Here is a 24,614-nt window from a genome sequence, read left to right on the forward strand (position 1 = left end):
GAATTAGTATTCGGCCGGTAGAGATTGATTTTTTTGACTTTTAAATAGCTAATGTAGGATGATTCGGAAAATTTAAATTTTATATATCCAAGGGAATATGGAAAATACTAATGTTGGCGAGATTTTAAATTTTATTAGGCAAGTTAATGAATGGGATAATACGAATAGCATTTCTTTACCCAACTTCCTCAAGCCGTTCCATCTTGCAATGCTCTCAGCTAGCTGTCGTAGTAAGAATTGTCACTTAGATATCAATCATTCTAATGAAAGTTATATAAATCGAATGGGGTTATATGAGGCGATAGGACAAACTCCGCCTAATAGAGTTACTCGAAATGACCAAACAGGACAAATCATTGAGGCTAGGGCTGTGGAGGATACTAGCTCAGTTCATAGGCTGTCTATTGAGATTAGTGAAATGTTCACGAGTTGTGCTGATAACAGAACTCAAGGTGATCTTGAAGTTTTAATATCGGAAATATTGCAGAATTGTTGTGCTCACTCTGTTACAGGGGACACCAATCCATTTGGTCTCGTGTGTGGGCAAGCTTGGAGAAATGGTGGGTTAGCGCAGTTAGCAATTGTAGATACCGGTATTGGCATAAGAGCTTCATTAAGTGGCAATCCTGAACTAACTGAGGAATTGCAGCAAAACAATAGTTGTATGCTTGCTTGTGAGTATGGAATAACGGGTAAACCAAATAGTAGTCATTCTGGATATGGACTAGCCCTAGCCAAAGGTTTAGCGGAAAATAACCATGGGAGACTGATCGTAATCTCTAATAGTGAGCTATACATTAGTGGTAATGGTGAAGATAAAAGTGTAGATTTGGATTCGGGGTGGAACGGAACTATAATTATATTCGAATGGAACTTGAACAACCCGCTCGACTCGGTTGCTGTTTATAATAATTGGCCGTGTCCGACAACAATGGATGAGGACGAATATGATGAAATTTTTGATTAAAATATCTGAAGAGTTTGAAGTCTTATCTTCACGTCAAGCTGGAGCTTCTGCTCGTGTGCGATTTTTATCATTACTTAAGTCGTCCGAAAACTTTTTAGTCATTGATTTTGAGTGTCATAATATATCTCCTTCATTTGCAGATGAATCTATTGGACTTTTGGCTCAGCAATTAGGAATGAAGGAATTCAAAGAAAGAGTAAAAATCATAAATGCTAGCGCTCAAACTAAAGCTATTTTAAAGCACGTAATTACAAGCAGAGTATCAACCAAAGCGAAAGAAAATTCATTTGCATAAAAGCTTTTAGTAACACAGATAGTAACAAGTTTGAAATCAACTCTTCATTAAGCCCAAAGATAACAAGGGGGTTGCAAGCTTGGTTCAGTGCTGCCCCTGGGCACCATCCTCTTCTTGATATAAAAATTCCCTATTAAATAATTGCTAATTCGGCAGTATCTGCCCGGCGGACTATTCCAGCCTCTGGCTGAGCTCGAGTCGTTCATTCGCACGCGAACCACAGCATTAACGTAGCGGCGAGCGACGGACTTATGTCAGTCACCCTAAACCAACGCGCGAGTGCAGTGCGAATTTAGCTTAATTATCGAACAGCTCTTTGAGCTTATTCTTGCCTTTTTCAATCAGTTTGTCTTTTTCTTCTGCGACTTTTTCTTTGGCTTTTTCGGCCATAATTTTCTTCGCTTCCGCTTTGGCCTGTTTGATGGCGTTATCAAGCATTTGACTCACAATAGCGGCGCCGACCTGATCGGCAGGGAGGCCATCGGGCTGACCAATGGCACCTGCATTAAAGGTGGGCAGCGTCACTTCGTAGGCCTTTTTATCAATCTCAAACTCGCCGGTGTCCAGTTGTTCAAAGTTCAGCATCAGCCTGGTATTGCTGACCGTTACCTTATCGACAATTAGCTTAGGACTGGCTGACGCAGACTCTGCAGGCTGCTGCTCGTCACCTTTGGGAAGATTGGCCGTGAGGTTGTCTTTAAGGACTATCAGGTTGCCCTGACCGGTAGCGTTGACCTCATAAAGTATTTCCGGGCCATCAACGGTGACTTCCTGAATGCGATAGGGTTCCTCGGTTGAGGCGGCCAAATCCAGGGTAATGCCACTCATACTTAACGCGTCCTCGTCGCTAAATCCGTCCGGGTTTTCAACGTCGATATCTGAAATCGTCAGTCGGCCCTCGCTGAATGACAAATCTACCGCAGCCACCGTCACCGGTGTAGCCAGGTATTTTGTGCCCTGCGTTTCAATTTGGTCGCGAATCAAATCGTTAGCGCCACTGAGAAAATACATCACAGCGCCAACGATGGCGGCAATAATGAGCAATAAGACAATAACAATGTTTTTCATGAGGCTTCCCTTTATGTATTAATGCGTATCCTGAACCGCTATCGGCCTGTGCTTATCGTGCCAGGCGGGCAACAATAGCCGTTCTGACTATCGATACGCGTCAACTGAAAAAATGTATTCATTCGGCTAACGCGATGAGCTGGATATTAACCTCCCGGACTTTTTTAATCCGGGAGCTTATCACTCTAAACATAGCAGAGTGGGCTGATGGATGTATTGTTCTTTCACGTTTCAGAGCGATTAAATAAACCTGAGCTAAAACTCAGCCCGCCAACACCAAGTACAAAACCGAAATCGTACCAGCCACCATTGTTATAGATGGCATATATGGCAATGTCATCGAAGAAAAGCGATGCTGCCCAGGCAAAAATAATAATAAGACCGTGCCACAAGCCATGCAGAAAACCCACCTTGTCTGCTGACTGGGCTTGCTCGAAGCTCATCTGATCGGCACAGCTGCTTAGCAGTAAAACCGATAAAATAATAAACAACAGGTTATATTACGCATAAAATCCCTCTTACTATCGCCGCTGAGCGAACGCTTTATGGTTGCGGTTATCTATGACCCTGTCCGTACACAGGGTCACTACTACTTTAGCAGGTTCACAAACTTGTACACAGGCATAGATTTGCCAAACATGTAGCCCTGCGCGCTATTCAGTTTGCGCTGGTTTGGCCACGATTGTGTTGGCCGCGATGGTCGCTGTTTAGTGCTTGCAGGATTAGTGTTGTTAAGGCATAAAAAAACCGGTGCCATCCGGCACCGGTTTTTACATTATGCTGTTATAAAAAAGCAGCGGTTACAGACTACTCATGCTTTGTACCGACACCGGTCCCAGGCCCGCAGCTTCAACTTCCGCTTTGATTTTCTCTGCATCACCAATAATCAACCAGGTGAGTTTATCCGGGTGAATGACTTCGGCGGCAGCAGCATTAAGGTCGTCTAACGTTAAGCTGTTGTACTTTTCTACCAGTGTTTCCGGGTAAGTGTACTGGCGGTTAAAGCGGCTGCTTGACAGCAGACTGCCCAGTACAGAGCCAGCCGTTTCAAACTGACCCGGCAATGAGCGTACCTCGTCTAAACGGGCTCGCTCTAACTCATCCTGCATGGGTGGTTTGTCGCCCAGGTAACCGATAAGTTCTTTTTTGAGTTCCACCAGCGATGGACCGGTTTTATCGGTTTGTACCGGCGCATACACCATAAAGGGGCGCTGTCCACGTGCGTCCTGCAAGAAGGTATAGGCGCCATAGGCCCAGCCTTTGTCTTCGCGCAGGTTCATGTTAACCCGGGCAGTAAAAGCGCCGCCTAACGTTTGGTTCATGGCTTCAATAGCAATATTGTTATCGGCGCCGGTAGGCGGTGCCAGGTGGGCAGCCAGGATCAGTGACTGCTGTGAACCGGGGCGGTCTATAATAATTGCCTGTCCCTGCTCAGGGAGGCTGGCTTTAGCTATTTTCTTGCTTCCCTTGGAGCCAGATTCCTGCCAGTTACCAAACTCTTTTTCCAGAACCGGTTTAATCTCATCCAGGGTGGTGTCGCCGACGACAAAAATGGTGGCGTTGTCAGGGCGCAGCCAGGTCTTTTTAAAGTTAACCAGATCGCTACGGGTGATGGCAGTGACATCCTCTTCGGTACCTGAGCCCGTAAAGGGGATGCCATAGGCGTGGTCATCACCGTAAATCAGCGGCGGTAACAGCGTAAGGGCAATACTGACCGGCCGTGTTTTTTGCTGTGCAATTGAGCTTAAGATTAACGTTCGTTGACGCTCAATCTCTTCGCTGGCAAAAGTGGGTTGTTTTAAAATGTCGCCTAACAGTCCCAGCGATTCCACCATGTTCTCTTTTAACATCGACAGGCTCACAGTTGTGGTGTCGAGGTTGGAGCCGCTGTTTAAATTAGTACCCAGCTTTTCAAGCTCAGCAGCCAGTTCCAGCGCATCGTATTTTCCGGCGCCCTCATCAAGCATGCGGGTGGTAAAACTTGCTAAACCCAGTTTGCCACCAGCGTCGGCGGCATAGCCGGCATCAAACTGAATGGCGACGTTAACCAGTGGCACAGTCGCGCGTTGGGCAAAGACCACCTCCATGCCGTTAGACAAGGTGGTCTGGCTGATTTCAGGGAAGCTTAACTCGGTCTCGGCGGTAATATCCGGTAACCCGGTGCTGCGGTCTACGCCTTCCGATGCGGCGGCGTATTCCTCAAAGGGTTCAAAGGTTATTTGATGCCAGCCGTCGCCAAGCCATTGTTGTGCTGCCGCCTTTACCTTTTTAGGGGTTGAATTGGCGAGCTCGTTCAGCTCAGTTTTAAAATAATTGGGGTCGCCGGCAATGTATTCGCCAGTAGCCAGGGTATCGGCTTTACCGCCAAATCCGCCTACTTCCTCAAGACCACGAATAATAGACGCCCGGCGTTTGGTTGAGACCAGTTTGACTTCGTCTTTGGTTGGCCCTTTACGTAAAAATTCGCTGATGATTTTATCCATTTCGCGTTCGACCTTTGCCGCGTCTTCACCGGCCTTTACGTCTACGCTCACACCAAACAGAGATGCCATTTGTAATTCGTAATTAAATACCGACGCATTGGTCGCTATTTGTTGGTCGTACACCAGCTCTTTGTACATCCGCGAGTTCTTACCATCACCTAAAACGCTGGCAGCAATGAGCAAATCAGTGGCTGTGGGGCTGGTATTCTCGGGCGAAACCCATAATCGGTAAATGCGGGTTTGGGGTACTTTATCCTGCACAATCTGGCGGGTGTTTGCGTTACGCTTTGGCACCCAAGACTGCCATTTAGTTAATGCCGGACCCGGTTCAATATCACCGAAATATTTGTTAACCAGAGGTTTCGCCTCAGCAGCGTTAATATCGCCACTGAGCACTAAGATGGCGTTGTTTGGGCCATAATACTGATTAAACCAGGCTTTGACGTCTTCCAGTGACGCTGAGTTGAGGTCGTCCATTGAGCCAATCACCGTGTGTGAATAGGGATGCTCATTGGGGAACAGGGCTTCTACTGCGTGGGTTAGTAAAGTGCCATAGGGCTGATCTTCACTCTGGCGTTTTTCGTTTTGTACTACACCGCGTTGCTCATCGAGCTTTTCCTGAGTCACAGCGCCCAGCAGGTGTCCCATGCGGTCTGATTCCATCCACAGGATTCTTTCCAGCGCGGGGGTGGGAACGGTTTGAAAATAATTGGTGCGATCAAAGTTTGTGGTGCCGTTTAATCCTGTGGCACCGGCCTCCTGAAGAGGTCCAAACCATTCATCGTCGTAGTTTTCGGTACCGTTAAACATTAAGTGTTCAAACAGGTGGGCAAAGCCCGACTTACCGTCTGGCTCGTCTTTGGAACCGACTTTGTACCACACCGCAACGGCGACTACCGGGGCTTTACGATCTTCATGCACAATAACGGTTAACCCGTTGTCTGTGGTGAATTTTTCGTAACTAATATTAATGTCATCTGCGGCGATGGCCGGCGCGATACATACTGTCGTTAATGTCAAAATACTCAGCAGGCGCCGGGTAATTTGTTTTATTATTGTCATTACTATTCATCCTTAATTAATGTCGTCTGCTATAGCTGCAGCTACTATTACTATTATTACCATGTTACGTTTTTTACACCAGCGTATTTACTATCGCGCTGGCTCGGTCACTTTCGGTACGTCGGTGAATGGCTGAATACCAAATTCAGGATACACCTCGGTAGGAAAGTAAAATTTACCTTGCGTTGCCACCATTGAAATGGTCTTTATAGCTTTTAAATCTTTGGTCGGATCGCCGGGTATTAAGAAAAAGTCAGCGTCATTGCCTGCCTTAACGGCGCCACGCGTTGAATGGCCAAGATACCGGGCCATGTCATACGAACCGCGCTTTAATGCTTCTGCTGCAGTCATGCCGATTTGGGTAAATAACTCTAATTCACGGTGCAGATAAAAAGCGCCGCCCATGTCGGTGCCGGGGACCAGCAATATGCCGCGTTGATGCATTAGCGATAGGGTTGCCAGTATTTTATCGTAGGCGGCGCGATAGGCCGCATCTTCGGCATCGTCGGCCACGTTGAGCATGGCTGATTTAGCCTGGCGTTGAACACTGACTGGCATATGATCAATATAATCGAGTACGGCATTATTGGTAATGCCGTTACGACCTGTCATGGCATATTCATGAATGACAGCGGTAGGATCATGAGCAATATTATTTTTCACCATGAGATCCAAAGTGCGCTGTGCTTTTGCGCCGCTTAAATCCAGATCAACAAAGCGTTTCATGCCGGTTATGCGAAACAGTGTGCGGGTGTCTTCGTCGGCCTCTAATACCCAGCCGAGCATGATCTGATTGATATGCGTGAGCTCGTCATATCCCGCCTCAATCATCTGGTCGGCCCGATAAAACGCCGGGACGTGCCCGGCTACACGCAGACCGAGGCGGTGAGCTTCCTCAACAATGTCAGCTATCCAGTCACCGTTCATAGAATTATAAATTTTAATTTGCCAGTAACCTTTGTCGGCATAGTCGCGTACCAGGGCCAGCGCATCGTCTTTACTGGGCGCTAGTTCGCCAGTGGCGGCACTAAAGTCACTCACGCCTTCAATAAACCCGCTCTTGGTAATTGTCGGGCCAATTAAAATGCCGCGCTCAATTTTGTCGATGAGAGCAGACAAAACGGCATCCTCATTGCCCATATCACGAACACCGGTCACCCCCGCCATCACGTTGAGTAGCGCCTGGTTGTCGCCCATGTGGCCGTGCATGTCATACAGGCCAGCCACTAAAGTGCCGCCGTTACCCTCAATAAACACTTCGTTGGTGCCGGGGCCGTCTTGTCGTGGCTCAATAGCGGCAATGGTTTTGCCCGTTACAACAACCGACCGGGGCTCGGTTAGCGCAAGGGTGTGTGGGTCAAAAATACGTACATTATTAATGCGTACCGGGTGGTTATACTGATGCGTAACATTGGCCGCGATGTTTTCATAGCGCTCGGAGTTTAAGGTCGCAGCCAGTTCTCTGAGGCGCGCATCCTCACCGCTTAAATTGTCAGGCAAAATAGCAAAACGTGGTGACACTACACCAATAAAGCGCTCATCAGTATCAAGCAGTATATAGGTAGGGTTAAGGTCGATACCACCTACCGCATATAACGTAGCGCCAACCGAACCTTCTTTGCCGGTAAGGGTAAGCTCGCGAAGTGGGGTGACCGTAACCTGGCCTGAGGGCAGTGCCGGATAAGGTTCTCCGCCAGCATCCAAAACGGTTTTGGCATACACATAATAGGCATAGGGGCTCGGATTTTGGGCAATGTATAACGGCGCGTCAACGGCGTTATCTGCACCTTTCCCAGCTGCTGAACGCCACGTCGCCTTGCCGTCTGCAATCTCAAAACGCTCATCGACCTGGTTGCCAAAAGTAGTGTTGCCGGTGATGGTCCAGTTGATTGGCAAGCCGGCTTCCGACAATAACAGCGTTTCCTGGCTGCTGGCACCGCGACCATTATTGCTAAAGCCGTAATCGAGGCTGATGACTGTGCCGTTATTGGTAACGGTCAAACTCCCCACGTCCGTACCACCAAAGATAACCTTATAAGCGGCTGTGGTTGCATCTTGTTGGCTTTCAGAAGGTGGGTTATGGTCTTGTTTGGCTGTTGGGGCTTCGCCGCTGCATGCCGTTACCAAAACAATGGCAGCGGTCAGAAATCTTAAACGCATGATAAATTATCCCTGTTATATATTTTTATCGTTAGGTGGCGCCATCATAATACTGGCGGCGCAGTTGTGCAGCGATTATATCCCTTGTGACTGGTTGCCTTTAGTACTTAAAGTTTTTCATGGTTCGTTCCAGCAGCACATTGTTGGTCTGCAGATCATCGGTAAGTGCTTTTAACTGATTAGCTACCTCAAACTCATGCAGCGCCGCCTCCTGAACCGATACAATGTCTTTCGCTATCATCTCAGAGGTTACTGACTGTTGTTCGGCAGCCGCCGACATCGTATTGGCCTGCAGGGCGACAGCACTGGCACTTTGTTTAACCGTGTTGGCAGTTTGTTCGCCAGTTTCTGTCAGGGTTAATGATTCACGCGCCGCTTTGGCGCTGTGACTTACCCCGCTGATTACTTTACTGCTCACCTGTTCAAGCGTATCAAGGAGCGACGATATTTTGTCAGACGAGCTTCTGCTGGCGGTAGCGAGTTGCCGCACCTCGTCGGCGACCACGGCAAATCCGCGGCCGTGCTCCCCTGCTCTGGCTGCCTCAATAGCCGCATTGAGAGCAAGCAAATTAGTTTGGTCGGACAGGCTGTTAATGGTGTCTAAGATACCACTTATTTCTGTTAGGTGTTCTTCCATGGTGCCGGCACTGATCTCCACCTGCTGCATTTGCTGAGAAAGGCTATCGATAGATTTTTTTATGGTGTTATTGGCTGCGGTGGCGTCGTCAGCAAGGTGATCAAGGGTCTGGCTCGCCTCAAGGGTACTGCTGGCTGCGTGAGCGATCTCCTTGCTGGTTTGCGTCATTTGTTCTACCGCTGTGGCAATACTGGTTGCCCGTTGTTGAGTGAGTTCAGACTCGCGGTGAATGGTGATGGCAGAATCGGCTACGCTATCGCCAATACGAGTGCTGGTAGCAACCGACTGGGCCAGACCGGTAATTAAATCGCGGATAGCCAGCAATGTGCGGTTAACCGCTTTCGAAATAACGCCCAATTCGTTAGTGCTGTCTAACGCGACGTCGATGGTGAGATCACCGTGCTTTGAAATATCGTCAAGGTTTTGCTGTAAGCTGGATAACTGACTATTGAGCGTTTTGATAAGGATGATGACCATAACTAAAACAACCAGAAACACCACAACAATTGCCGCGACCAGGATGATTAGTCTGGTTAGTACGGCTTGAGAGCTGTTTTCGGCAGCCTCAAGCACGGATTGCCAGGTGGAGTCTAACAGTTGCTTTACCATGCCTATTTGAGCTGATGCCTGCTCAAACCATTGTGTTGAGCCGGGCAGCGTATCAAAATCAACCGGTGATGAACGCAATTGCTGGTATACATTGTCCATAAATCGTTTAGGCGAGGAATTTACCGCGCTATTGAAGTCCGTCAGCTGTTGGCCGGAAAGGGCGATTTGTTGATTTTTGATCAGGTAATCAATACTGGCGGCATATTCAGTTAAATCGTCAGCAGTCTCGGCGGGTAAAGAGCGACTCGCCAACACACCATTGACTTTACCCCGCAGTTGGCCGAGACGCTCTTTTAGCCAGGCATAGGTGAGGGCGTGAGTGACCCGATCACTGACCTGACGATTGGTAATATACAAAAGCAGAGTACTGGCCGTATCCAGGGCAGTTTTATTTAAGCGGCTGTAGTAGGAAAAAGCGCGGCTACCTTGTTGGTTGTCGATTTCACGACGAATGGCGGCTTTTTCTTCCAGTATGGAGAATAGTCGGGCCAGGCGGTTGGTAATCGACACCTCGTCGGGCCACGCCTGTGTTGAAAGGGTGCGTAATGCTAGCACCGCGTCATCAGACTTGTCGCGCTGGGCGTCGACTTTGGCTTTTGCAGCGGCGCTGCCTGAGCCCAGATAGCCGGCCGTCAGGCCGCGTTCAACAGCATGGTTGTGAGCGATCTTTTCTACCGCATCAACCAACGCCACTACTCTGATTTCAAGCTTAGCCTGAGCCAGATCGCTGGTGCTGTCAGAGACTGCAATCCCTGTCATAACCAACATTAAACTGCCAAGTAAGCCAATACATAATAACGTCAGATGAATTATAGAAAGTCGTTTAAGTCCGTTCATTTGCGCTCTCAAAAATATTATCTGTACAGCTAACCCCAGAATAATGCTTGATATTTAAACAGTAAGTATAGTGAGGAAAAGTGTATTTGCGAGAATAATACGCTACCGCTGGAAACCGTGATTGTTATGACACAATATGGGCAGTGCAAGAATTGATACCAAGTAACCAGCTGTCTTTTATGCTAAGGCAGACATAGCTTAATGACACCGACAGAGTACCCACTATGCATGATGAGTTTGCCGCTTTATGACCCTGACCGCTGACACCTTATCCGCCTTTGTGATGGCAACACTCATTATTAGCCTGTCGCCCGGCCCATCAAATTTGTACATTTTAGCCTGTACTTTGGGATCAGGTCGTACTGGCGGAACTGCCGCGGCGCTGGGGATGGCGATTGGTTCGTCATCCTACGCACTGGCAACCGCCTTTGGGCTGGCTGCAGTGATTTTGTATGTGCCGGTATTTTTCCTGGTGATCAAATTTGCAGGGGCTGGTTATTTGATATTTCTCGGGGTTACAGCACTACGCTATGCGAAAGCACCGCACCTGCGCAAACCGGTCCGGGCCGGCACTGCCGATATAGTGCGTCGAAGTTTGTTAGTAGAACTAAGTAACCCCAAAACAGCTTTGTTTTTTATTGCCTTTTTACCCCAGTTTACCAACGCCACAGGTACGGCATTAGTCAACGATTTACTGGTGCTGGGTTTATTGTTCAGTGGTATTGCCTTGTGTTGTGATTTGCTGGTGGTGCAAATCTCGCATCAACTGGGGCGTTGGATGACCAAAAATCCACGGATAGCGGTACGTCAGGAACAGGTTGTGGGGCTTATTTTTATCGGCTTAGGCATAACATTACTGATCGATACCGCGCCACCTGCTCTGCACTAGGGGGAAAGAACAAACACTGACGCGGGTGCCTGGCAGTGCGCCGATACCAGGCAGCGTTTACCGGGCGTCAGGCTTCTATTTCATCGAACAGTGCAGCGATTTGTTTGGTGACCTTGTGGCTGGGCATTAAAAAGGGCAATGGGGTTCTGTGCGAGTGAGACTCTTTCACTTTGACCGAGCTGCTCAGGCGGGTATTAAACAGCGGCAAGCCCTGCGCCTGCAGCTCAGCAATTAATGCACCGGGTAACTTGGCCTGAGCGTTAAACTGGTTGATGATCACCCCAGACAACTGCAACGACTGATTATGGTCTTCTTTAATCTCCATGACGTTATCGAGCAGCCGCTCAATTGCCTGCGCGGAGAAATGATCGCAGTCAAAAGGGACTAAAAACTCATCTGCAGCGATTAACGCGGCCTTGGAATAAAAGTTAAAGTTTGGTGGCGTATCGATGTAAATACGCTCAAACTGCTCGGTTAACGAGTCGAGGGTTTCGCGCAGTTTGAACATCTTATAGCGCGATTCAAGTTCCCGCTCTATGGTCGCCAATGCCGGATCGGATGGTAAGACAAAGAGATTGTCGAACACCGTTGCCTGAACAAAGGCTTCGGGAGGCTGCGGCTTATTAAACCAGCCGACAATCTGTTTAAACATATCGGCTACCGTAAGGGTATCTTCGCCGATGTCGACGCCTGCGTAATGAGTACTATTGCCCTGGGCATCTAAGTCGACTAACAGTGTCTTGTAGCCTCTTAATGCGCTCTCTGCGGCAAGATTAGTACTGATCGTTGACTTACCCACACCGCCTTTCTGATTAAATACCACGCGTTTCATGAAGCTCCCTAACCTCTGCGTTATTTAGCATCGAGGTCCGTTCTGTATGAAAATCAAGCAACACCAGCATAAAATATCCCACTGCAAAAGTAACGGTTTATAATGTTTGATAAATGTTAAAATAATGTAACTTGTGCTATTGTAATGGACAGGCCAAATCAATGGAGCGACTGATGAAAGTACCTACATTGGTTGTGATATTGGTTGCCTTGACAGGGATGGTTGGCTGCATCAGTATGCAACCAGACAGCGGAAATACTAACTTTCCTGTATACGCTAACGCTTTTCCCGAAGCGGATACCCTGCTTGTTGAGTCCCCTGAGCAGATTATGGCGTTACCGCCTGCCGCCGGGCCGTTCATTGCCCGGTTAAAAGAGGATGCCCGACACAAACATTCCACCATCACCGATGAGTTGGTCGAAAGCGTGTTCTCTAAGCGTCACCTCGGGGTTGATTACAATAGTGATGCAAATTCGCCAGTGGCGGAGACCTTTGCCAACAGCGAGGCAAACTGCTTATCGCTAACGCTTATGGCCTATGCATTGGCCCGTAAAGCGGGTCTCGACGCACAGTTACAACAGGTTGATATTCCCGAGTACTGGTCACGTAAGCAGGGGTTCAGTGTGCTTAATGGCCACGTGAACGTCATCGTTTGGGACCCCTCTCAAGGGCAACAGGCCCATCGTTTAATCGATTTCGACTCGCGTCTTCAGGCACAACAGTTTGCTGCCGAACCTATGCCTCTGTTCCGCGCGATAGCCATGTATTATAACAATAAAGCGGCCGACGCTCTCATGGCAGGTGATTTCTCCCGTGCTTTTCGACTGCTGAGCGAAGCTTTGAAATCCGATGACTCCTTTGCTTCTGCCTGGGTGAACTTAGGTGTGCTGTACCGGTTTAATCAATATTACAGTTATGCAGAACAGGCTTATTTGCGTGCCACGCAAACCGATCCGGGTCATCTGACGGCCAAAGAAAATCTCGCAATTTTATATCGTTTAACCGGTCGTGAGAAAGAGGCCGATAACTTGCTGGCTGAAGTTCGTCACTTGCGCAGAGAAAACCCGTATTTCCACCTCAACCGCGGTGATGAAGCATTCGACGCCGGCGATATAAGCCGCGCCAAGCATTATTATCGTCGCGCTTACCGACTCGACAGGCACAATCATTTGGTGTTGTTCGCCATGGGCAAAGTGGCTCATGCCGATGGTGAGTTCGATAATGCACTGGCATTTTTAGAACGCGCCTTAAACCAGGCCCGCTTTGATACCGATAAGCAACGATACTTATCGAAATTAGCGCTGTTAAGCAACCAGTATGATTGAATATACAGTATGAAAATTAACGCTTTTGTGTGGTGTTTTGTGGCACTGATGACAGTCGCTGTGAGTGCCGATGATGACCTGCCACCGTGGATGAACGATCTTAACGTATTGGCTGCAGATGTAATGGAAGGTCGAGAAACCGGCTCTAAAGGTGCGCAGCGCAGTCGCGATTATTTGCTCAAGCGCTACCAGCAAATTGGCCTAAGCGCGTTGCCAACCCTCAACGACTTTACTCATCCGTTTACTGCAACCAAAAACGATCACGTTATCACCGGTATCAATATGCTGGGAATGCTTAACGCCAATCCGGGTGACGGCACTGCTGAGCCAGCCAACCGCTATATTGTAGTGAGCGCACACTATGACCATATAGGCCGCAGCGGAAGGCGAATTTATAACGGTGCCGATGATAATGCCAGTGGCGTTGCAGCCATGCTGTATTTGGCGACTCAGAGCCAGCAACAGCAGCGTCAGTGCCATCAGGTATTTTTGGCGTCGGATGCGGAAGAACATGGTCTTTTAGGTGCCCGCGCATTTGTCCGGGCAGAACTCATCAACAAAGCAGGCATCTTTGTTAACTTAAATCTGGACATGCTCTCCCAACCCGGGGGGCGTCGTGAGGTGCTGGTGAGCGGCAATAAAAGCCATCCCGCTTTTGAGCAGCTCATCAGTGATATTGAGTTTGCCAGTACTATGCCGATGATCGCGACGGATGAGCGAAGCCGTGTCGGGCGTTATCCTAGCAACGTAGACCGGCGAAAAGTCAGCGATCATGCGGCATTTGCCGAGCAGGGTGTGCCTTTTTTGTTTCTCGGCGTGGGGCGACACACTTATTATCATACGCCCAGAGATACTTCCTCGAGGGTAAATCAAGCCTTTTATGCCGAAACGGTGAATGTGGCCTGGCAATACCTGCAAAAGCTCGACGCACTGTGTGGTAAGAGCGCAGACTAAGTCAGCTTTCGCCGCGTAGTCTGCACCAGGGAGCGTTTAGATGACACCCAGTTCGCGCAGGCGCTCAGTGAGATAGGCGCCGGCAGTGTACCGGTCTGACAGGCTCACATCCGGACGTGGATGCAAAAACAGGGGTAAGGAAATCCGCGAGCGGGACATGTCGGCACCTTCCGGATTAATAACCCGGTGAATGGTTGACGGATAGTAACCACCGCTGGCTTCCTGCAACATGTCACCGATGTTCACAATCAGGTTACCAAAATCACAGGGAACGTCCATCCACGACCCATCTTTGCGTTGTACCTGCAGACCCGGCTCATTGGCTGAGGGCAAAACGGTGAGCAGATTAATATCACCGTGTGCGGCCGCACGAATAGCATCGGGCTCTTCCTGACCATCCAGCGGTGGGTAATGTAATACTCGCAACAAAGTTTGCTCGCTGCCGTCAATCATTTGCGGTAAGGGCTCATTAAAGTTGGCTTTAACCTCAGCCGGGGCATTATCTTCTACCCAGCTCAACAGTTCCGCCGCCAGGCTGGTGGCTTGCTGGTAATAATCGGCTAATTGGGCTTTTAATGCGCGCGGGCAAATACCCCAAGGGTAGTAGTGAAAATACTCTTTGATATCCTTTTTGGTAAAGCCTTTGGCGACTTCTGACACTGACTGGGGAAAGTATCCGTCCTGGGTGCCTTTGTTGTAGGTGTAATCAAACTTTTCCTCACTATCGAAAAACGACTGCCAGGCAGTGTAGATATCATTCACCACGTGTTTTTCGATAGGGTGGTTCTTGAGCACGCCAAAACCGGTTTCGTGCAGCGATTTGGCAAATAGTTCCGCGGCATTGTCGGCGCGGTAATCAACGGCAACTAAGTTCATTGGTGGTTTCCTGTTAATATAAAAGTGCAAGTGTTGCCTATTGTCCGAAGATCAAACAGGCTTGGGCGAAAGCCAGGAGGGCGGTCGCCGCTGCAATCTTATTGTTACTACGCCATCGATAGGTAAAAACCTGCCAATGCTGCACTCATCAAATTGGCTAAAGTGGCTGCAAAAACGGCCTTTAGGCCTAATTGAGCAATCTCTTTGCGGCGGGTGGGGGCCATGGCGCCGATCCCACCCATTAATATGGCAATCGATGACAGGTTAGCAAATCCACAGAGTGCAAACGTAATGATAGCCTGGCTCAGTGGCGTTAAAGTTGATTGCGCCTGCAGAAAATCAAGATAGGCAACGAATTCATTGACCACAAACTTCTGACCAATAAAACTGCCCGCTACCTGCGCCTCGCTCCATGGTACGCCCAATGCCCAGGCGACCGGTTGCAATAAAAAGCCAAGAATTTGCTGGATGGTCAGGGACTCGACGTCAAACAAGCCGCCAGCCCAGCCTATGATACCGTTTAGCATTGCAATCAGGGCGATAAATGCTAACAACATGGCGCCCACATTAAGTGCCAGTTGTAAGCCCGATGCGGCGCCGCTGGCAGCGGCATCAAACACATTCGCATACACTGTGTTTTGTTCTTCTGACTCATTCAGCTCATTTTGTGGCGCGGCAGTTTCGGGCTGCATAATTTTGGCCATCAGTAAGCCTCCCGGTGCGGCCATAAAGCTCGCTGCCAACAGGTACTTCAACTCTATCCCCATACCTGCATAACCCGCCATTACAGAGCCGGCAATGGACGCTAAACCACCGACCATAATGGCAAATAACTCAGAGCGGGTCATACCAGGGATAAAGGGGCGAACCACGAGCGGCGCCTCGGTTTGACCCACAAAAATATTGGCTGCGGCCGACATCGACTCCGGGCGGCTGGTTTTAAGTGTTTTCTGTAATAACCCACCAATTAAACGAATAATAATATTCATGATTTTCAGGTGGTATAGCACGGCAATAAGCGAAGAAAAGAAAATAATGACCGGTAATACATTAAACGCAAAAATAAAGCCCAGAGACTTATCGCCAATAGGACCGAAAATGAAATCAATACCAGCCTGACTGTAGTCGATGATATTCTGAACGAATACCGTTAATTTGAGCAGCAATTGTATACCTGGTTCAAAATACAGGACAAATGCACCCACCAGGGCCTGAATGGCAAAGGCGCCGCCTACGGTACGCCAGTTAATAGCGCCCCGGTTAGCGGAAAAGGCCAGAGCGATGGCGAGTAGCAGGGCAACGCCGAGTAAACTGATCATAGGTAATCCCTTACTTAATTTATGGCTTGCTGTATGTGTGATTTGATCACATCAAGTGCAATTTGATTTTTGCCGCCCTGGGTTACAACAACGTCTGCGGTAAACCGGCTCGGCTCGATAAACTGATGATACATGGGTTTTACGGTTGTTTCGTACTGTGATGCTACCGAATCCATGGTTCTGCCGCGCTCTTTGACGTCACGCATCATGCGTCGCATCAGGCAAATGTCGAGCGGTGTATCGATAAATATTTTCACATCGTAGAGTGGCAGGAGTTCAACCCTGGCCAGCAGCATAATGCCCTCTAAAATGATAACCGGGGCCGGATGCAACCGCTCTGTTTTGGGTAATCGCGTGTGCGTTTTAAAGCAATAGTGCGGGTAATCAATGGGTTCACCATTGCGTAGTGCACCAAGGTGCGCTTTTAATAACTCGTGCTCAAATGCATTTGGGTGATCGTAATTATTTTCTTCACGTTTTGCCATGGGGAGATGGTCCTGCGCACGGTAATAATGATCTTCGCGAAGGATCTGCACAGGTCGGCCCTGCTCAGAAAATGCATTTATCAGGTTCTCTGTGAACAGTGATTTACCCGAGCCCGAGGCTCCGGAGATTGCTATAATTAAGGGTGTTTGCATAGTGGGAGTAACGTATTTAACCTGTAGCAAAGATACGCAAATGCACGACGCGAATCAATCCCAACACAAGCGCTTACTGCAAACGCGGCGTATAAAGAGGCTATCAGCACGGGGCAAATGGTTAGTCTTTGCAATAAATGCTGACCATCTGTTCAGATTACCACTGTTTCCCTGGCTTGCAAATACTCAGTTGTTACGCCGTTTTTGCGCTGTGTAAAGCTGTTTTGCCTGTGGGTTAGTCACCAATCACCTGGATGTCGTCAGGATCAAGAACCGGTAACGCATAAGAATGTTGTTTCGAGCGAGAGCCTTCGCCCTGCGCGCGAGGCGGGTAGTAGCGTGTTTTTTGTTCGCTGAAACCGGTAAACACCTCATCCAGCGCGGCGCGTATTTCGCTGAGGGTTTTATCCAGGTTGGCATTAAAATCCGGGCGTTTGCGTTTGGTGTGGCCTAATTCCATTAAACGAATAAACACCTTGCTGGCCAGGGCGGTTAATTCTGCCGGGATATCTTTATGGTGCAGGAGCGTAGAATGGGGATTATCAATACAGTATCGAAGCAATGCGATATAAAAACACAGCGGTTTATTTTGCAACTGTACGGTGACGTTGTTGACGCCGTTACCGATGGTTTTGTCATTTAAGTTGATAACAAGTTTAGGCTCTGGCTCCGCGGTATTCGCGGGGAGGGGCTGCGCACCGCGGTGTTTTAACACGCCAGGCTTACGCGGCAGTGTCTTTATTAACAGTGGCGATGCAATAAAAGCGGCCAGTAATGCCAACAGGCTGAAAGACAAATAACCATAAAGTGGTCGCGTTGCTAACTGCACGGTGACCGACTGTTCAGAGTTTTCCAGCACAAACTGGCTCAAACGGCTATTATCGGGCTGCGCATCGGTTTGCGCTGTTACCGATTGTACTGAAACCAGCCACACGCCGGCTTGTTGGGTTTCGAGCTGATGATTGATACGCGCCAGGTACCGTTTCAGGCTCTCCTGATTCGGGGGGGTATTTAACGCCTGATTACCCACGTCCAAAAACTGCATGTCGAGGCTGATGCGCGCTTTGATGTGATGGAGCATCTGATGTTCATTATACAGCCTTGCACCGGCCTGACCGAGTATTGCAGCAGACTGAAAGATGACATACAGCACGACGATAGTGGTAATACTCTTAAGCCAGTCCTGTGGCGTAATATTATATACCTGCATCTGTTTCGCATCCCTTTATCATTAGCACATCGCGGTAATACTTGCGTGGATGGCTTTTGGCCACCTGCGCAATGACTTGCTGAATGGCGCAGCGCAGATCGGTGTTATTATCCTGCATTTTCAGATACCAACGCATGCCGGGTACTTCGTTTTCGAGCGACGTAATATAACTTCTTGATAGTGTTTGCTCATCGCCTTTGCCCCAGTAGCTTGCGATAATATCCACATCGCCTGCCGACAGGGCACGACGTAGCTCCTGATGTGAGTTATAGTAATACAATCTGATGTTAGAATCGTTGAGCCCCAGGCGTTGTAACACGGTTTTAGGTACGATATGACCGGAGCGGCTGCTCGGGTAATCGAGTATGCCAATCCGCTTGCCGAGCAAATATTCTTTACTTAATTCGGGCTTTTCCCGCAATGCAATGAAATAAGCGCTGTAGTCAGGGTGGGCAGCAATGTTATCGTAATGATAAATGCGTTCTGCGCCAAACGCGTCAACGACGTTGCTTTTAACCAGCGTCAGCTCAGGCACACCATGATTAATAAACCTGAACGTATCAAAATCATTACGGCCAATGGTGATCTGTACGTTGCCGAATTGTCGCCTGACAACATTATTACTGCATAATAACGGCAGTGCTCGTTCGGCGATTGATTGCTCTGTGAGGTACACACTAAACACGGTCGTATTTTCTGATAGTGGCGCCGGACACGACATTTGACTGGTGGTTTGCGGTGGTATTTCAGAAATATTTTTTAAATTTTGCACGTAGCTAACTGTGGCACTGCATAAGAAAATAACAGCCACAAGTAACCATCGAATTGTTGGATTCAGTCGTAATCGGTGCAAAGTTGTTCGCAGTTAGTTTTATTTGTTCAACCAATTTGACCAGTTAAACTTATTTAATGCAATAAGTAAGTTTATTTTGAAAACCTAACGCACTGTTTTTTATAGATATTGATTAGGTAACTTTGAATTTCCTTAAACGGTGTTTATTCGTTGAGGTTATGCGAAGAATATAGCTGGGCTTGTGAGCCGGGCCAGTTGTTCTGATAAGCGCTGTAAAACCAGACTGTTCGTTCAGGAAAAAATAAAAATAATAAACGTTGTCAATTACATTACGTAATGCAACCAGAACGGATCTGTCATTTTGCTGCAATAAAAATAATGAACAATCTTGGCCCGATTTACACAACATCAAAAAATTAAGTCACCTATCACGGCGGTGGTGACAAAAAGCTCTTACTGCCGGAAGCACATGGTTGACGCTCTATGCTCTTGGAAAAGGAGCAAGGCAAACGCCGAATGATTATAAATGGGAAACACACTAATGATGACAAAATCAAAACTTAATCGCGTTGCGTTAGCAGTAGCGATGTCTGTTGGTTTGTCTACTGCCGCAATGGCGCAGCAGACATCTTCAGAAATCACTGGTCGCGTAGTTGGTCCACAGGGTGCACCTGCTGCCGGTACAGTTATTACTGTTAAACACGTGCCTACAGGCAGTGTGAAAACGGTTACCGCCAATGCTAACGGTCAATTTAATCTGTCTGGTCTGCGTGTTGGTGGTCCATACGAAATCGTAATGGACTCTACGACATTCGAAGATGCGACAATCTCAGATGTTTATTTGTCTTTGGACAGTGGCTTAAACCTGAATAACTTTACATTGAATGCGCAACAAGATGTTGAGCGTATCGAAGTAACCGCATCGCAAATTGCATCCATTGCATTTGGTCAGAAAGGCCCTTCTTCTAACTTTAGCCTTGAAGATCTGCAAACGGCACCTGCCATCAACCGTGACATTAAAGATGTCGTACGTGCCGATCCACGTGTTTATATCGATGAAACCTTCTCAGACGGCATTCAGTGTGCTGGTGCGTCGCCGCGTTTCAACAGTTTGACCCTTGACGGTATGCGTCTTAACGATAATTTTGGTCTTAACTCTAACGGTTACCCTACCGAGAGCATCCCTTTCTCTTATGATGCGATTGAGCAGGTTGCTGTTGAACTAGCACCATTCGACGTTGAGTACGGTGGTTTCACAGCGTGTAACATCAACGCCGTGACCAAATCAGGTACTAACGAAGTGCATGGTTCTGCCTTCTATGATTTCACGTCTGACTCATTCAAAGGTGATTCAATTGACGGCGTTGATATCGATAACGGCAACTACACTGAAAAGCGCTATGGCTTTACTGTTGGTTTGCCATTAATCAGCGACAAGTTATTCCTGTTCGGTGCCTACGAGAAAAAAGAAGGCGTTCGTTTGCATGAATACGCAGGCTTAAGCCGCGTAACAGAGAGCGAACTGGCTGAGATTTCACGTATTTCTAACGAAGTGTACGGTTACGATCCAGGTGGCTTTAAAGGTTCTTCTCCGGTAGAAGACGAAAAACTGTTGCTGAAAGTTGACTGGAACATCAATGAGGATCACCGTGCAGCGTTCACTTATAACTGGAACGACGGTTTCAACATTTCTGAATCAGATACCGGAACGTCTCGTTTGTCTTACGACGGTCACTTTTATGAGCGCGGCGCAGAGATTGAAACTATCACTGCTTCACTCTACTCTGACTGGACAGCGGACTTTTCAACTGAATTACGTATCGGTAAAACGAGCTTAGATAACCGCCAAAATTCTGTCGATGCAGCAACTGGCTTTGGTGAAGTTCAAATCAATACCGGTTCTACTACTGTTTACCTCGGTCCGGATGATTCACGTCAGGCCAATGACCTGAACTGGGATAACCTGACCTTTAAACTGGCCGGTACCTATTTAATGGGTGATCACACCATTACTGCCGGTATTGAGTACGAAGACCTGGATGTCTTCAACTTATTTATGCAGCACCGTATCGGTGAGTACCGCTTTGCTTCAATTGAAAACTTTGAGGCAGGCACGCCATTTTCAATTGACTATAACAATGCGGCTGGTACCAACAACCCTGACGATGTGGCAGCAAGCTTTAGCTTCCAGACAACTACCCTGTACTTGCAGGATGACTGGTATGTTAATGACGACCTGACCTTACTGTTTGGTCTGCGTTACGATAAGTGGTCATCAGACGACCGTCCAAACTATAACTCCGCTTTTGAAGACTTCTATGGTTTTGCTAACACCGGTAACATGGATGGCAAGGACTTATGGCAGCCTCGTCTCGGTTTCAACTACGTGTTGGCTGATGACATGGAACTACACGGTGGTGTAGGTCTGTACTCTGGCGGTAACCCCAATGTGTGGATTTCAAATGCTTATTCTAACGACGGCGTAACACAGGTCTTTGCAGACGAACGTGATATCCCCGGATGGGACAGCGGCAATACCAGCATTTTTGACCTTGACCGCGTTGGCGGCGGTGCGCCAATCGTTGCGCCACCACAGGCATTATTCGACTACGTTGCTGATTACCCAACTGATGGTTCAGCCCGTTTCGTGGTTGCCATGGATCCGGACTTTGAAGTACCTACTGAGTGGAAATACGCGTTAGGTCTTACTTATCTGGCACCGGGCGATTACCTGGTACAAGCCGATATTCTTTACACCGAAAAGAACGATGCGGCGACCTACATTGAGCCATCGCGCACAGTAGTTGGTACTGGTCCTGATGGCCGCCCTGTATATGAAGGATCTAACAATACATTCTTGTTAACCAACGTATCAGGTGATTCTGGCGATGCCACTACGCTGTCGTTTGCGGTATCTAAAGAATACGACTTTGGCCTGGACGTGTCGTTTGCTTATGCATACAACGATTCAACTGATGTTAACCCAATGACCAGCTCTGTAGCAGGTTCAAACTATTCGAACTTCGCAACCAGCGATCCAAATAGTCCGGCTGTGGCGACGTCTAACTACAACATCCCGCATCGCTTTACCCTGAGTTTAGGCTATAAGCACGAGTTTATTGATGGTTATAATACCCGCATTAACGTATTTGCATCGGCGAACGAAGGTCGTGGTATGAGCTATACCTTCGGTGACGTTCAGCGTGTGGATAGCGACGGTGAAACCGAGTTCCTTGATCTGCTTGATCAGTACTACGGCGATGATGACACCGGTGGTGGTCGTCAGTTAATTTATGTACCAACCGAAGGCAACGATCCTAATGTTGTTTACGGCCCGGACTTCGATCTGGACGCGTTTAATGCATTTGTCGCATCAGAAGGATTAAGTCGCGGTAAGATTGCAGAGCGTAATGGCAGCTACGGCGATTGGTGGACCAAAGTTGATGTTCGCATCAGCCAGGAGTTACCAGCCTTTAGTGAAAGCCACAGAGCATCAGCATTCTTAGTTATCGAAAACCTGGGTAACCTGTTAAACGATGACTGGGGTGTACTAAGACAAGGAAACTTCGTTTCTGAGTCTGTTGTTGGTGCCAGCATTAATGAAAATGGTCAGTACGTATACGAAGAATTCTTAGGCTCAGACCAGCGTGAAAGCTTCTCTACAGCAGCCTCGCTGTGGGAAGTACGCGTAGGTGTAAACTACCGCTTCTAAGTTTGTTCAGGCTAACGCCGTACTAAACCTTAAATAAAAAACCCCGCAGTTGCGGGGTTTTTTGTATGGCGATGACATGGCAAAAGTAACTATGTCGCATCCTGGTAACGCGTGTTCTTACACACTGTCAAATAAATCTTCTACGCGCTGACGTATTTCTTCAATTCTACTGATATCCGCCGGGGCTATAAAAATTGTGTCATCACCGGCAATAGTGCCTAATACACCGTCTTTTTTACTTAGTGAATCGAGTAGGCGTGCAATCAGCTGTGCAGCCCCCGGACTGGTGCGAATGATCACCATCACGTTATTGTGAACGATATCCAGTACCAGTTGTTTAAGCGGGCTTTTTGCCGTGGGCATGCCCAGCTCAGGCGGTAAGCAATACACCATATCTCCCCGCGCATTACGCGTTCTTACCGCGCCGAATTTACTCAGCATGCGGGATATCTTGCTCTGACTGATATTGTCGAAGCCGAGCTCCTTGAGACCGTCAACAATTTCGCCCTGGGAACCGTAGCTTTCTGCCTTGAGAATATCTTTAAATGCTTTGATTAGCTCTTCTTGTTTTTGGTTTGCCATAGTTATCCGACGCTGTCCGGTTAAATGATAATTGCCTGTGCATACACGGTTTTCATCGTGAATCGACTCGGCTTGCCCGCTGCCTTGGTGTATACTCTGTATCGCGAAACATTCGGGGCAGGATACATGACTGCCCTTAGCGGTTTTAAAGCCAGATATATTGCTTTATTTTGCATGAAATTACAAGTTATCTGCATAAATATGCATTCATGTTGAATATAACGTGTATTTTCACCCTTTGGGCTTCATAAGACTAATAGATGATTGAGTTTTCAGCTGACATCTATTAGTGTGTCGGGCCGTTATTAAACGTGATTCTTTCCATAGGAGAAATGGTATGAAAGTAGCCGTGTTAGGTGCTGCAGGTGGTATTGGTCAGGCGTTGTCGCTGTTGTTAAAGACGCAATTGCCAGCGGGTTCTGAGTTAGCTTTATATGATGTTGCGCCAGTAGTGCCTGGTGTTGCTGTAGATTTGAGCCACATCCCAACCGCAGTCAAAGTGACAGGTCATGGTAAAGACGACCTGGCCGACGCATTAACTGGTTGCGACGTAGTATTGATTCCTGCGGGTGTGCCGCGTAAGCCCGGCATGGATCGCTCTGACCTGTTTAATATTAACGCTGGTATCGTTAAAGCACTGGTTGAAGGTATTGCCGACAACTGTCCAACCGCGTGCACATGTATTATCACTAACCCGGTAAATACCACTGTTGCAATCGCCGCAGAAACGTTGAAAGCCAAAGGTGTTTACGACAAGAACAAACTGTTCGGTGTTACCACACTGGATGTTATCCGTGCTGAGACATTTGTTGCTGAACTGAAAGGTCAGGATCCGGCTAATATTCACGTACCGGTTATTGGTGGTCACTCTGGTACCACGATTTTGCCACTGCTGTCTCAGGTTGAAGGTATAGACTTTACTGACGAAGAAGTTGCTTCACTAACAACGCGTATTCAGAATGCTGGTACCGAAGTGGTTGAAGCCAAAGCGGGCGGTGGCTCTGCTACATTGTCTATGGGTCAGGCGGCAGCACGTTTTTGTTTGTCTCTGGTTGCTGCAATGCAAGGTGATAATGTTGTTGAGTACACTTATGTGCAAACTGATGACAGTGATGACGCGGCGTTTTTCTCTCACCCTGTACGTTTAGGTGCAAACGGCGTTGAAGAGATTCTGCCTTACGGCGAGCTGAGCGCGTTTGAGCAGAAAGCTAAAGAAGACATGCTGGAAGGTCTGCGTGGTGATATTAAATTAGGCGTTGACTTCGTTAACGGTTAATTTACGCGACGTCTGTCAGCAAACAAAAGCCGGTTTCTAAACCGGCTTTTTTGTGTCTGTTATTCTGCCACCTGCTATACGAACATAAAA

The 24,614-nt window shown here is 48.0% G+C and carries 19 protein-coding genes; 7 read left to right on the top strand and 12 right to left on the bottom strand.

The annotated features are described in order from the left end of the window. Nucleotides 1-97: 97 nt before the first annotated feature. A complete protein-coding gene (locus OIK42_RS15850; protein ID WP_273642030.1) occupies nt 98-967 on the top strand; it encodes a histidine kinase in 870 nt (289 codons plus the stop codon). After that, nucleotides 948-1,262 carry an STAS-like domain-containing protein gene (locus tag OIK42_RS15855; RefSeq protein ID WP_273642031.1) on the top strand — a complete coding sequence of 105 codons (315 nt, stop codon included), beginning with the start codon at nt 948-950 and terminating at the stop codon, nt 1,260-1,262. Before OIK42_RS15850 ends, OIK42_RS15855 begins: the two co-directional genes overlap by 20 nt. Nucleotides 1,263-1,559: 297 nt before the next feature. On the opposite strand, the gene OIK42_RS15860 is transcribed toward OIK42_RS15855, so the two are convergent. From OIK42_RS15860 to OIK42_RS15880, 5 genes are all read right to left on the bottom strand, one after another. Further along, entirely contained in the window at nt 1,560-2,330 is a 771-nt protein-coding gene (locus OIK42_RS15860; RefSeq protein WP_273642032.1) for an AsmA family protein, read from the bottom strand. Nucleotides 2,331-2,554: 224 nt separating this feature from the next. Next, on the bottom strand, nt 2,555-2,773 hold the full coding sequence (locus OIK42_RS15865) for a hypothetical protein (RefSeq protein ID WP_273642033.1): 219 nt from the start codon (nt 2,771-2,773) through the stop codon (nt 2,555-2,557). Nucleotides 2,774-3,130: 357 nt separating this feature from the next. Further along, nucleotides 3,131-5,875 carry a M16 family metallopeptidase gene (locus OIK42_RS15870; protein WP_273642034.1) on the bottom strand — a complete coding sequence of 915 codons (2,745 nt, stop codon included), beginning with the start codon at nt 5,873-5,875 and terminating at the stop codon, nt 3,131-3,133. A 90-nt stretch (nt 5,876-5,965) separates the two neighbouring features. After that, entirely contained in the window at nt 5,966-8,035 is a 2,070-nt protein-coding gene (locus OIK42_RS15875; protein WP_273642035.1) for an amidohydrolase family protein, read from the bottom strand. 100 nt (nt 8,036-8,135) lie between these two features. Continuing rightward, nucleotides 8,136-10,118 carry a methyl-accepting chemotaxis protein gene (locus tag OIK42_RS15880; protein WP_273642036.1) on the bottom strand — a complete coding sequence of 661 codons (1,983 nt, stop codon included), beginning with the start codon at nt 10,116-10,118 and terminating at the stop codon, nt 8,136-8,138. A gap of 247 nt (nt 10,119-10,365) precedes the next feature. On the opposite strand from OIK42_RS15880, the gene OIK42_RS15885 reads away from it, so the two are divergent. Then, entirely contained in the window at nt 10,366-11,007 is a 642-nt protein-coding gene (locus tag OIK42_RS15885; RefSeq protein WP_273642037.1) for a LysE family translocator, read from the top strand. 67 nt (nt 11,008-11,074) lie between these two features. Here OIK42_RS15885 and OIK42_RS15890 read toward each other — a convergent pair whose 3' ends face one another. Further along, complete coding sequence (locus OIK42_RS15890; protein WP_273642038.1) at nt 11,075-11,839, bottom strand: ParA family protein; 765 nt, start codon at nt 11,837-11,839, stop codon at nt 11,075-11,077. Between the two features lie 173 nt (nt 11,840-12,012). Here OIK42_RS15890 and OIK42_RS15895 point away from each other — a divergent pair, with 173 nt between their 5' ends. Next, entirely contained in the window at nt 12,013-13,164 is a 1,152-nt protein-coding gene (locus OIK42_RS15895; protein WP_273642039.1) for a tetratricopeptide repeat protein, read from the top strand. A gap of 9 nt (nt 13,165-13,173) precedes the next feature. Then, nucleotides 13,174-14,118 carry a M28 family peptidase gene (locus OIK42_RS15900; RefSeq protein ID WP_273642040.1) on the top strand — a complete coding sequence of 315 codons (945 nt, stop codon included), beginning with the start codon at nt 13,174-13,176 and terminating at the stop codon, nt 14,116-14,118. A gap of 36 nt (nt 14,119-14,154) precedes the next feature. Here OIK42_RS15900 and OIK42_RS15905 read toward each other — a convergent pair whose 3' ends face one another. The 5 genes from OIK42_RS15905 to OIK42_RS15925 form a co-directional block, all read right to left on the bottom strand. Then, nucleotides 14,155-14,994: a 2OG-Fe(II) oxygenase family protein gene (locus OIK42_RS15905; protein ID WP_273642041.1), complete on the bottom strand. Its 840-nt coding sequence runs from the start codon at nt 14,992-14,994 to the stop codon at nt 14,155-14,157. A gap of 107 nt (nt 14,995-15,101) precedes the next feature. After that, entirely contained in the window at nt 15,102-16,313 is a 1,212-nt protein-coding gene (locus tag OIK42_RS15910) for a NupC/NupG family nucleoside CNT transporter (RefSeq protein ID WP_273642042.1), read from the bottom strand. 14 nt (nt 16,314-16,327) lie between these two features. After that, nucleotides 16,328-16,951: a uridine kinase gene (udk, locus tag OIK42_RS15915; protein WP_273642043.1), complete on the bottom strand. Its 624-nt coding sequence runs from the start codon at nt 16,949-16,951 to the stop codon at nt 16,328-16,330. A gap of 235 nt (nt 16,952-17,186) precedes the next feature. Then, on the bottom strand, nt 17,187-18,161 hold the full coding sequence (locus OIK42_RS15920) for a hypothetical protein (RefSeq protein ID WP_273642044.1): 975 nt from the start codon (nt 18,159-18,161) through the stop codon (nt 17,187-17,189). Then, the gene (locus OIK42_RS15925) at nt 18,148-18,933 is read right to left on the bottom strand and encodes a PhnD/SsuA/transferrin family substrate-binding protein (protein WP_273642045.1); all 786 of its coding nucleotides are present in this window, start codon (nt 18,931-18,933) and stop codon (nt 18,148-18,150) included. Before OIK42_RS15925 ends, OIK42_RS15920 begins: the two co-directional genes overlap by 14 nt. Nucleotides 18,934-19,495: 562 nt before the next feature. Between OIK42_RS15925 and OIK42_RS15930 the strand changes: the two genes are divergently transcribed. Continuing rightward, entirely contained in the window at nt 19,496-22,666 is a 3,171-nt protein-coding gene (locus tag OIK42_RS15930; RefSeq protein ID WP_273642046.1) for a TonB-dependent receptor, read from the top strand. A gap of 117 nt (nt 22,667-22,783) precedes the next feature. Here OIK42_RS15930 and argR read toward each other — a convergent pair whose 3' ends face one another. Next, on the bottom strand, nt 22,784-23,248 hold the full coding sequence (gene argR, locus OIK42_RS15935; RefSeq protein WP_273642047.1) for a transcriptional regulator ArgR: 465 nt from the start codon (nt 23,246-23,248) through the stop codon (nt 22,784-22,786). 337 nt (nt 23,249-23,585) lie between these two features. On the opposite strand from argR, the gene mdh reads away from it, so the two are divergent. Next, nucleotides 23,586-24,524 (top strand): malate dehydrogenase, encoded by a 939-nt coding sequence (gene mdh, locus OIK42_RS15940; RefSeq protein WP_273642049.1) that lies wholly within the window; start codon nt 23,586-23,588, stop codon nt 24,522-24,524. Nucleotides 24,525-24,614 lie beyond the last annotated feature (90 nt).

This window comes from Alteromonas gilva, assembly GCF_028595265.1.
Lineage (GTDB): Bacteria > Pseudomonadota > Gammaproteobacteria > Enterobacterales > Alteromonadaceae > Alteromonas > Alteromonas gilva.

Coding starts and splice junctions, on each gene's coding strand:
- OIK42_RS15850 (WP_273642030.1), top strand. CDS start 98: ATGGAAAATACTAATGTTGGCGAGATTTTAAATTTTATTAGGCAAGTT.
- OIK42_RS15855 (WP_273642031.1), top strand. CDS start 948: ATGATGAAATTTTTGATTAAAATATCTGAAGAGTTTGAAGTCTTATCT.
- OIK42_RS15860 (WP_273642032.1), bottom strand. CDS start 2,330: ATGAAAAACATTGTTATTGTCTTATTGCTCATTATTGCCGCCATCGTT.
- OIK42_RS15865 (WP_273642033.1), bottom strand. CDS start 2,773: ATGAGCTTCGAGCAAGCCCAGTCAGCAGACAAGGTGGGTTTTCTGCAT.
- OIK42_RS15870 (WP_273642034.1), bottom strand. CDS start 5,875: ATGACAATAATAAAACAAATTACCCGGCGCCTGCTGAGTATTTTGACA.
- OIK42_RS15875 (WP_273642035.1), bottom strand. CDS start 8,035: ATGCGTTTAAGATTTCTGACCGCTGCCATTGTTTTGGTAACGGCATGC.
- OIK42_RS15880 (WP_273642036.1), bottom strand. CDS start 10,118: ATGAACGGACTTAAACGACTTTCTATAATTCATCTGACGTTATTATGT.
- OIK42_RS15885 (WP_273642037.1), top strand. CDS start 10,366: ATGACCCTGACCGCTGACACCTTATCCGCCTTTGTGATGGCAACACTC.
- OIK42_RS15890 (WP_273642038.1), bottom strand. CDS start 11,839: ATGAAACGCGTGGTATTTAATCAGAAAGGCGGTGTGGGTAAGTCAACG.
- OIK42_RS15895 (WP_273642039.1), top strand. CDS start 12,013: ATGAAAGTACCTACATTGGTTGTGATATTGGTTGCCTTGACAGGGATG.
- OIK42_RS15900 (WP_273642040.1), top strand. CDS start 13,174: ATGAAAATTAACGCTTTTGTGTGGTGTTTTGTGGCACTGATGACAGTC.
- OIK42_RS15905 (WP_273642041.1), bottom strand. CDS start 14,994: ATGAACTTAGTTGCCGTTGATTACCGCGCCGACAATGCCGCGGAACTA.
- OIK42_RS15910 (WP_273642042.1), bottom strand. CDS start 16,313: ATGATCAGTTTACTCGGCGTTGCCCTGCTACTCGCCATCGCTCTGGCC.
- udk (WP_273642043.1), bottom strand. CDS start 16,951: ATGCAAACACCCTTAATTATAGCAATCTCCGGAGCCTCGGGCTCGGGT.
- OIK42_RS15920 (WP_273642044.1), bottom strand. CDS start 18,161: ATGCAGGTATATAATATTACGCCACAGGACTGGCTTAAGAGTATTACC.
- OIK42_RS15930 (WP_273642046.1), top strand. CDS start 19,496: ATGATGACAAAATCAAAACTTAATCGCGTTGCGTTAGCAGTAGCGATG.
- argR (WP_273642047.1), bottom strand. CDS start 23,248: ATGGCAAACCAAAAACAAGAAGAGCTAATCAAAGCATTTAAAGATATT.
- mdh (WP_273642049.1), top strand. CDS start 23,586: ATGAAAGTAGCCGTGTTAGGTGCTGCAGGTGGTATTGGTCAGGCGTTG.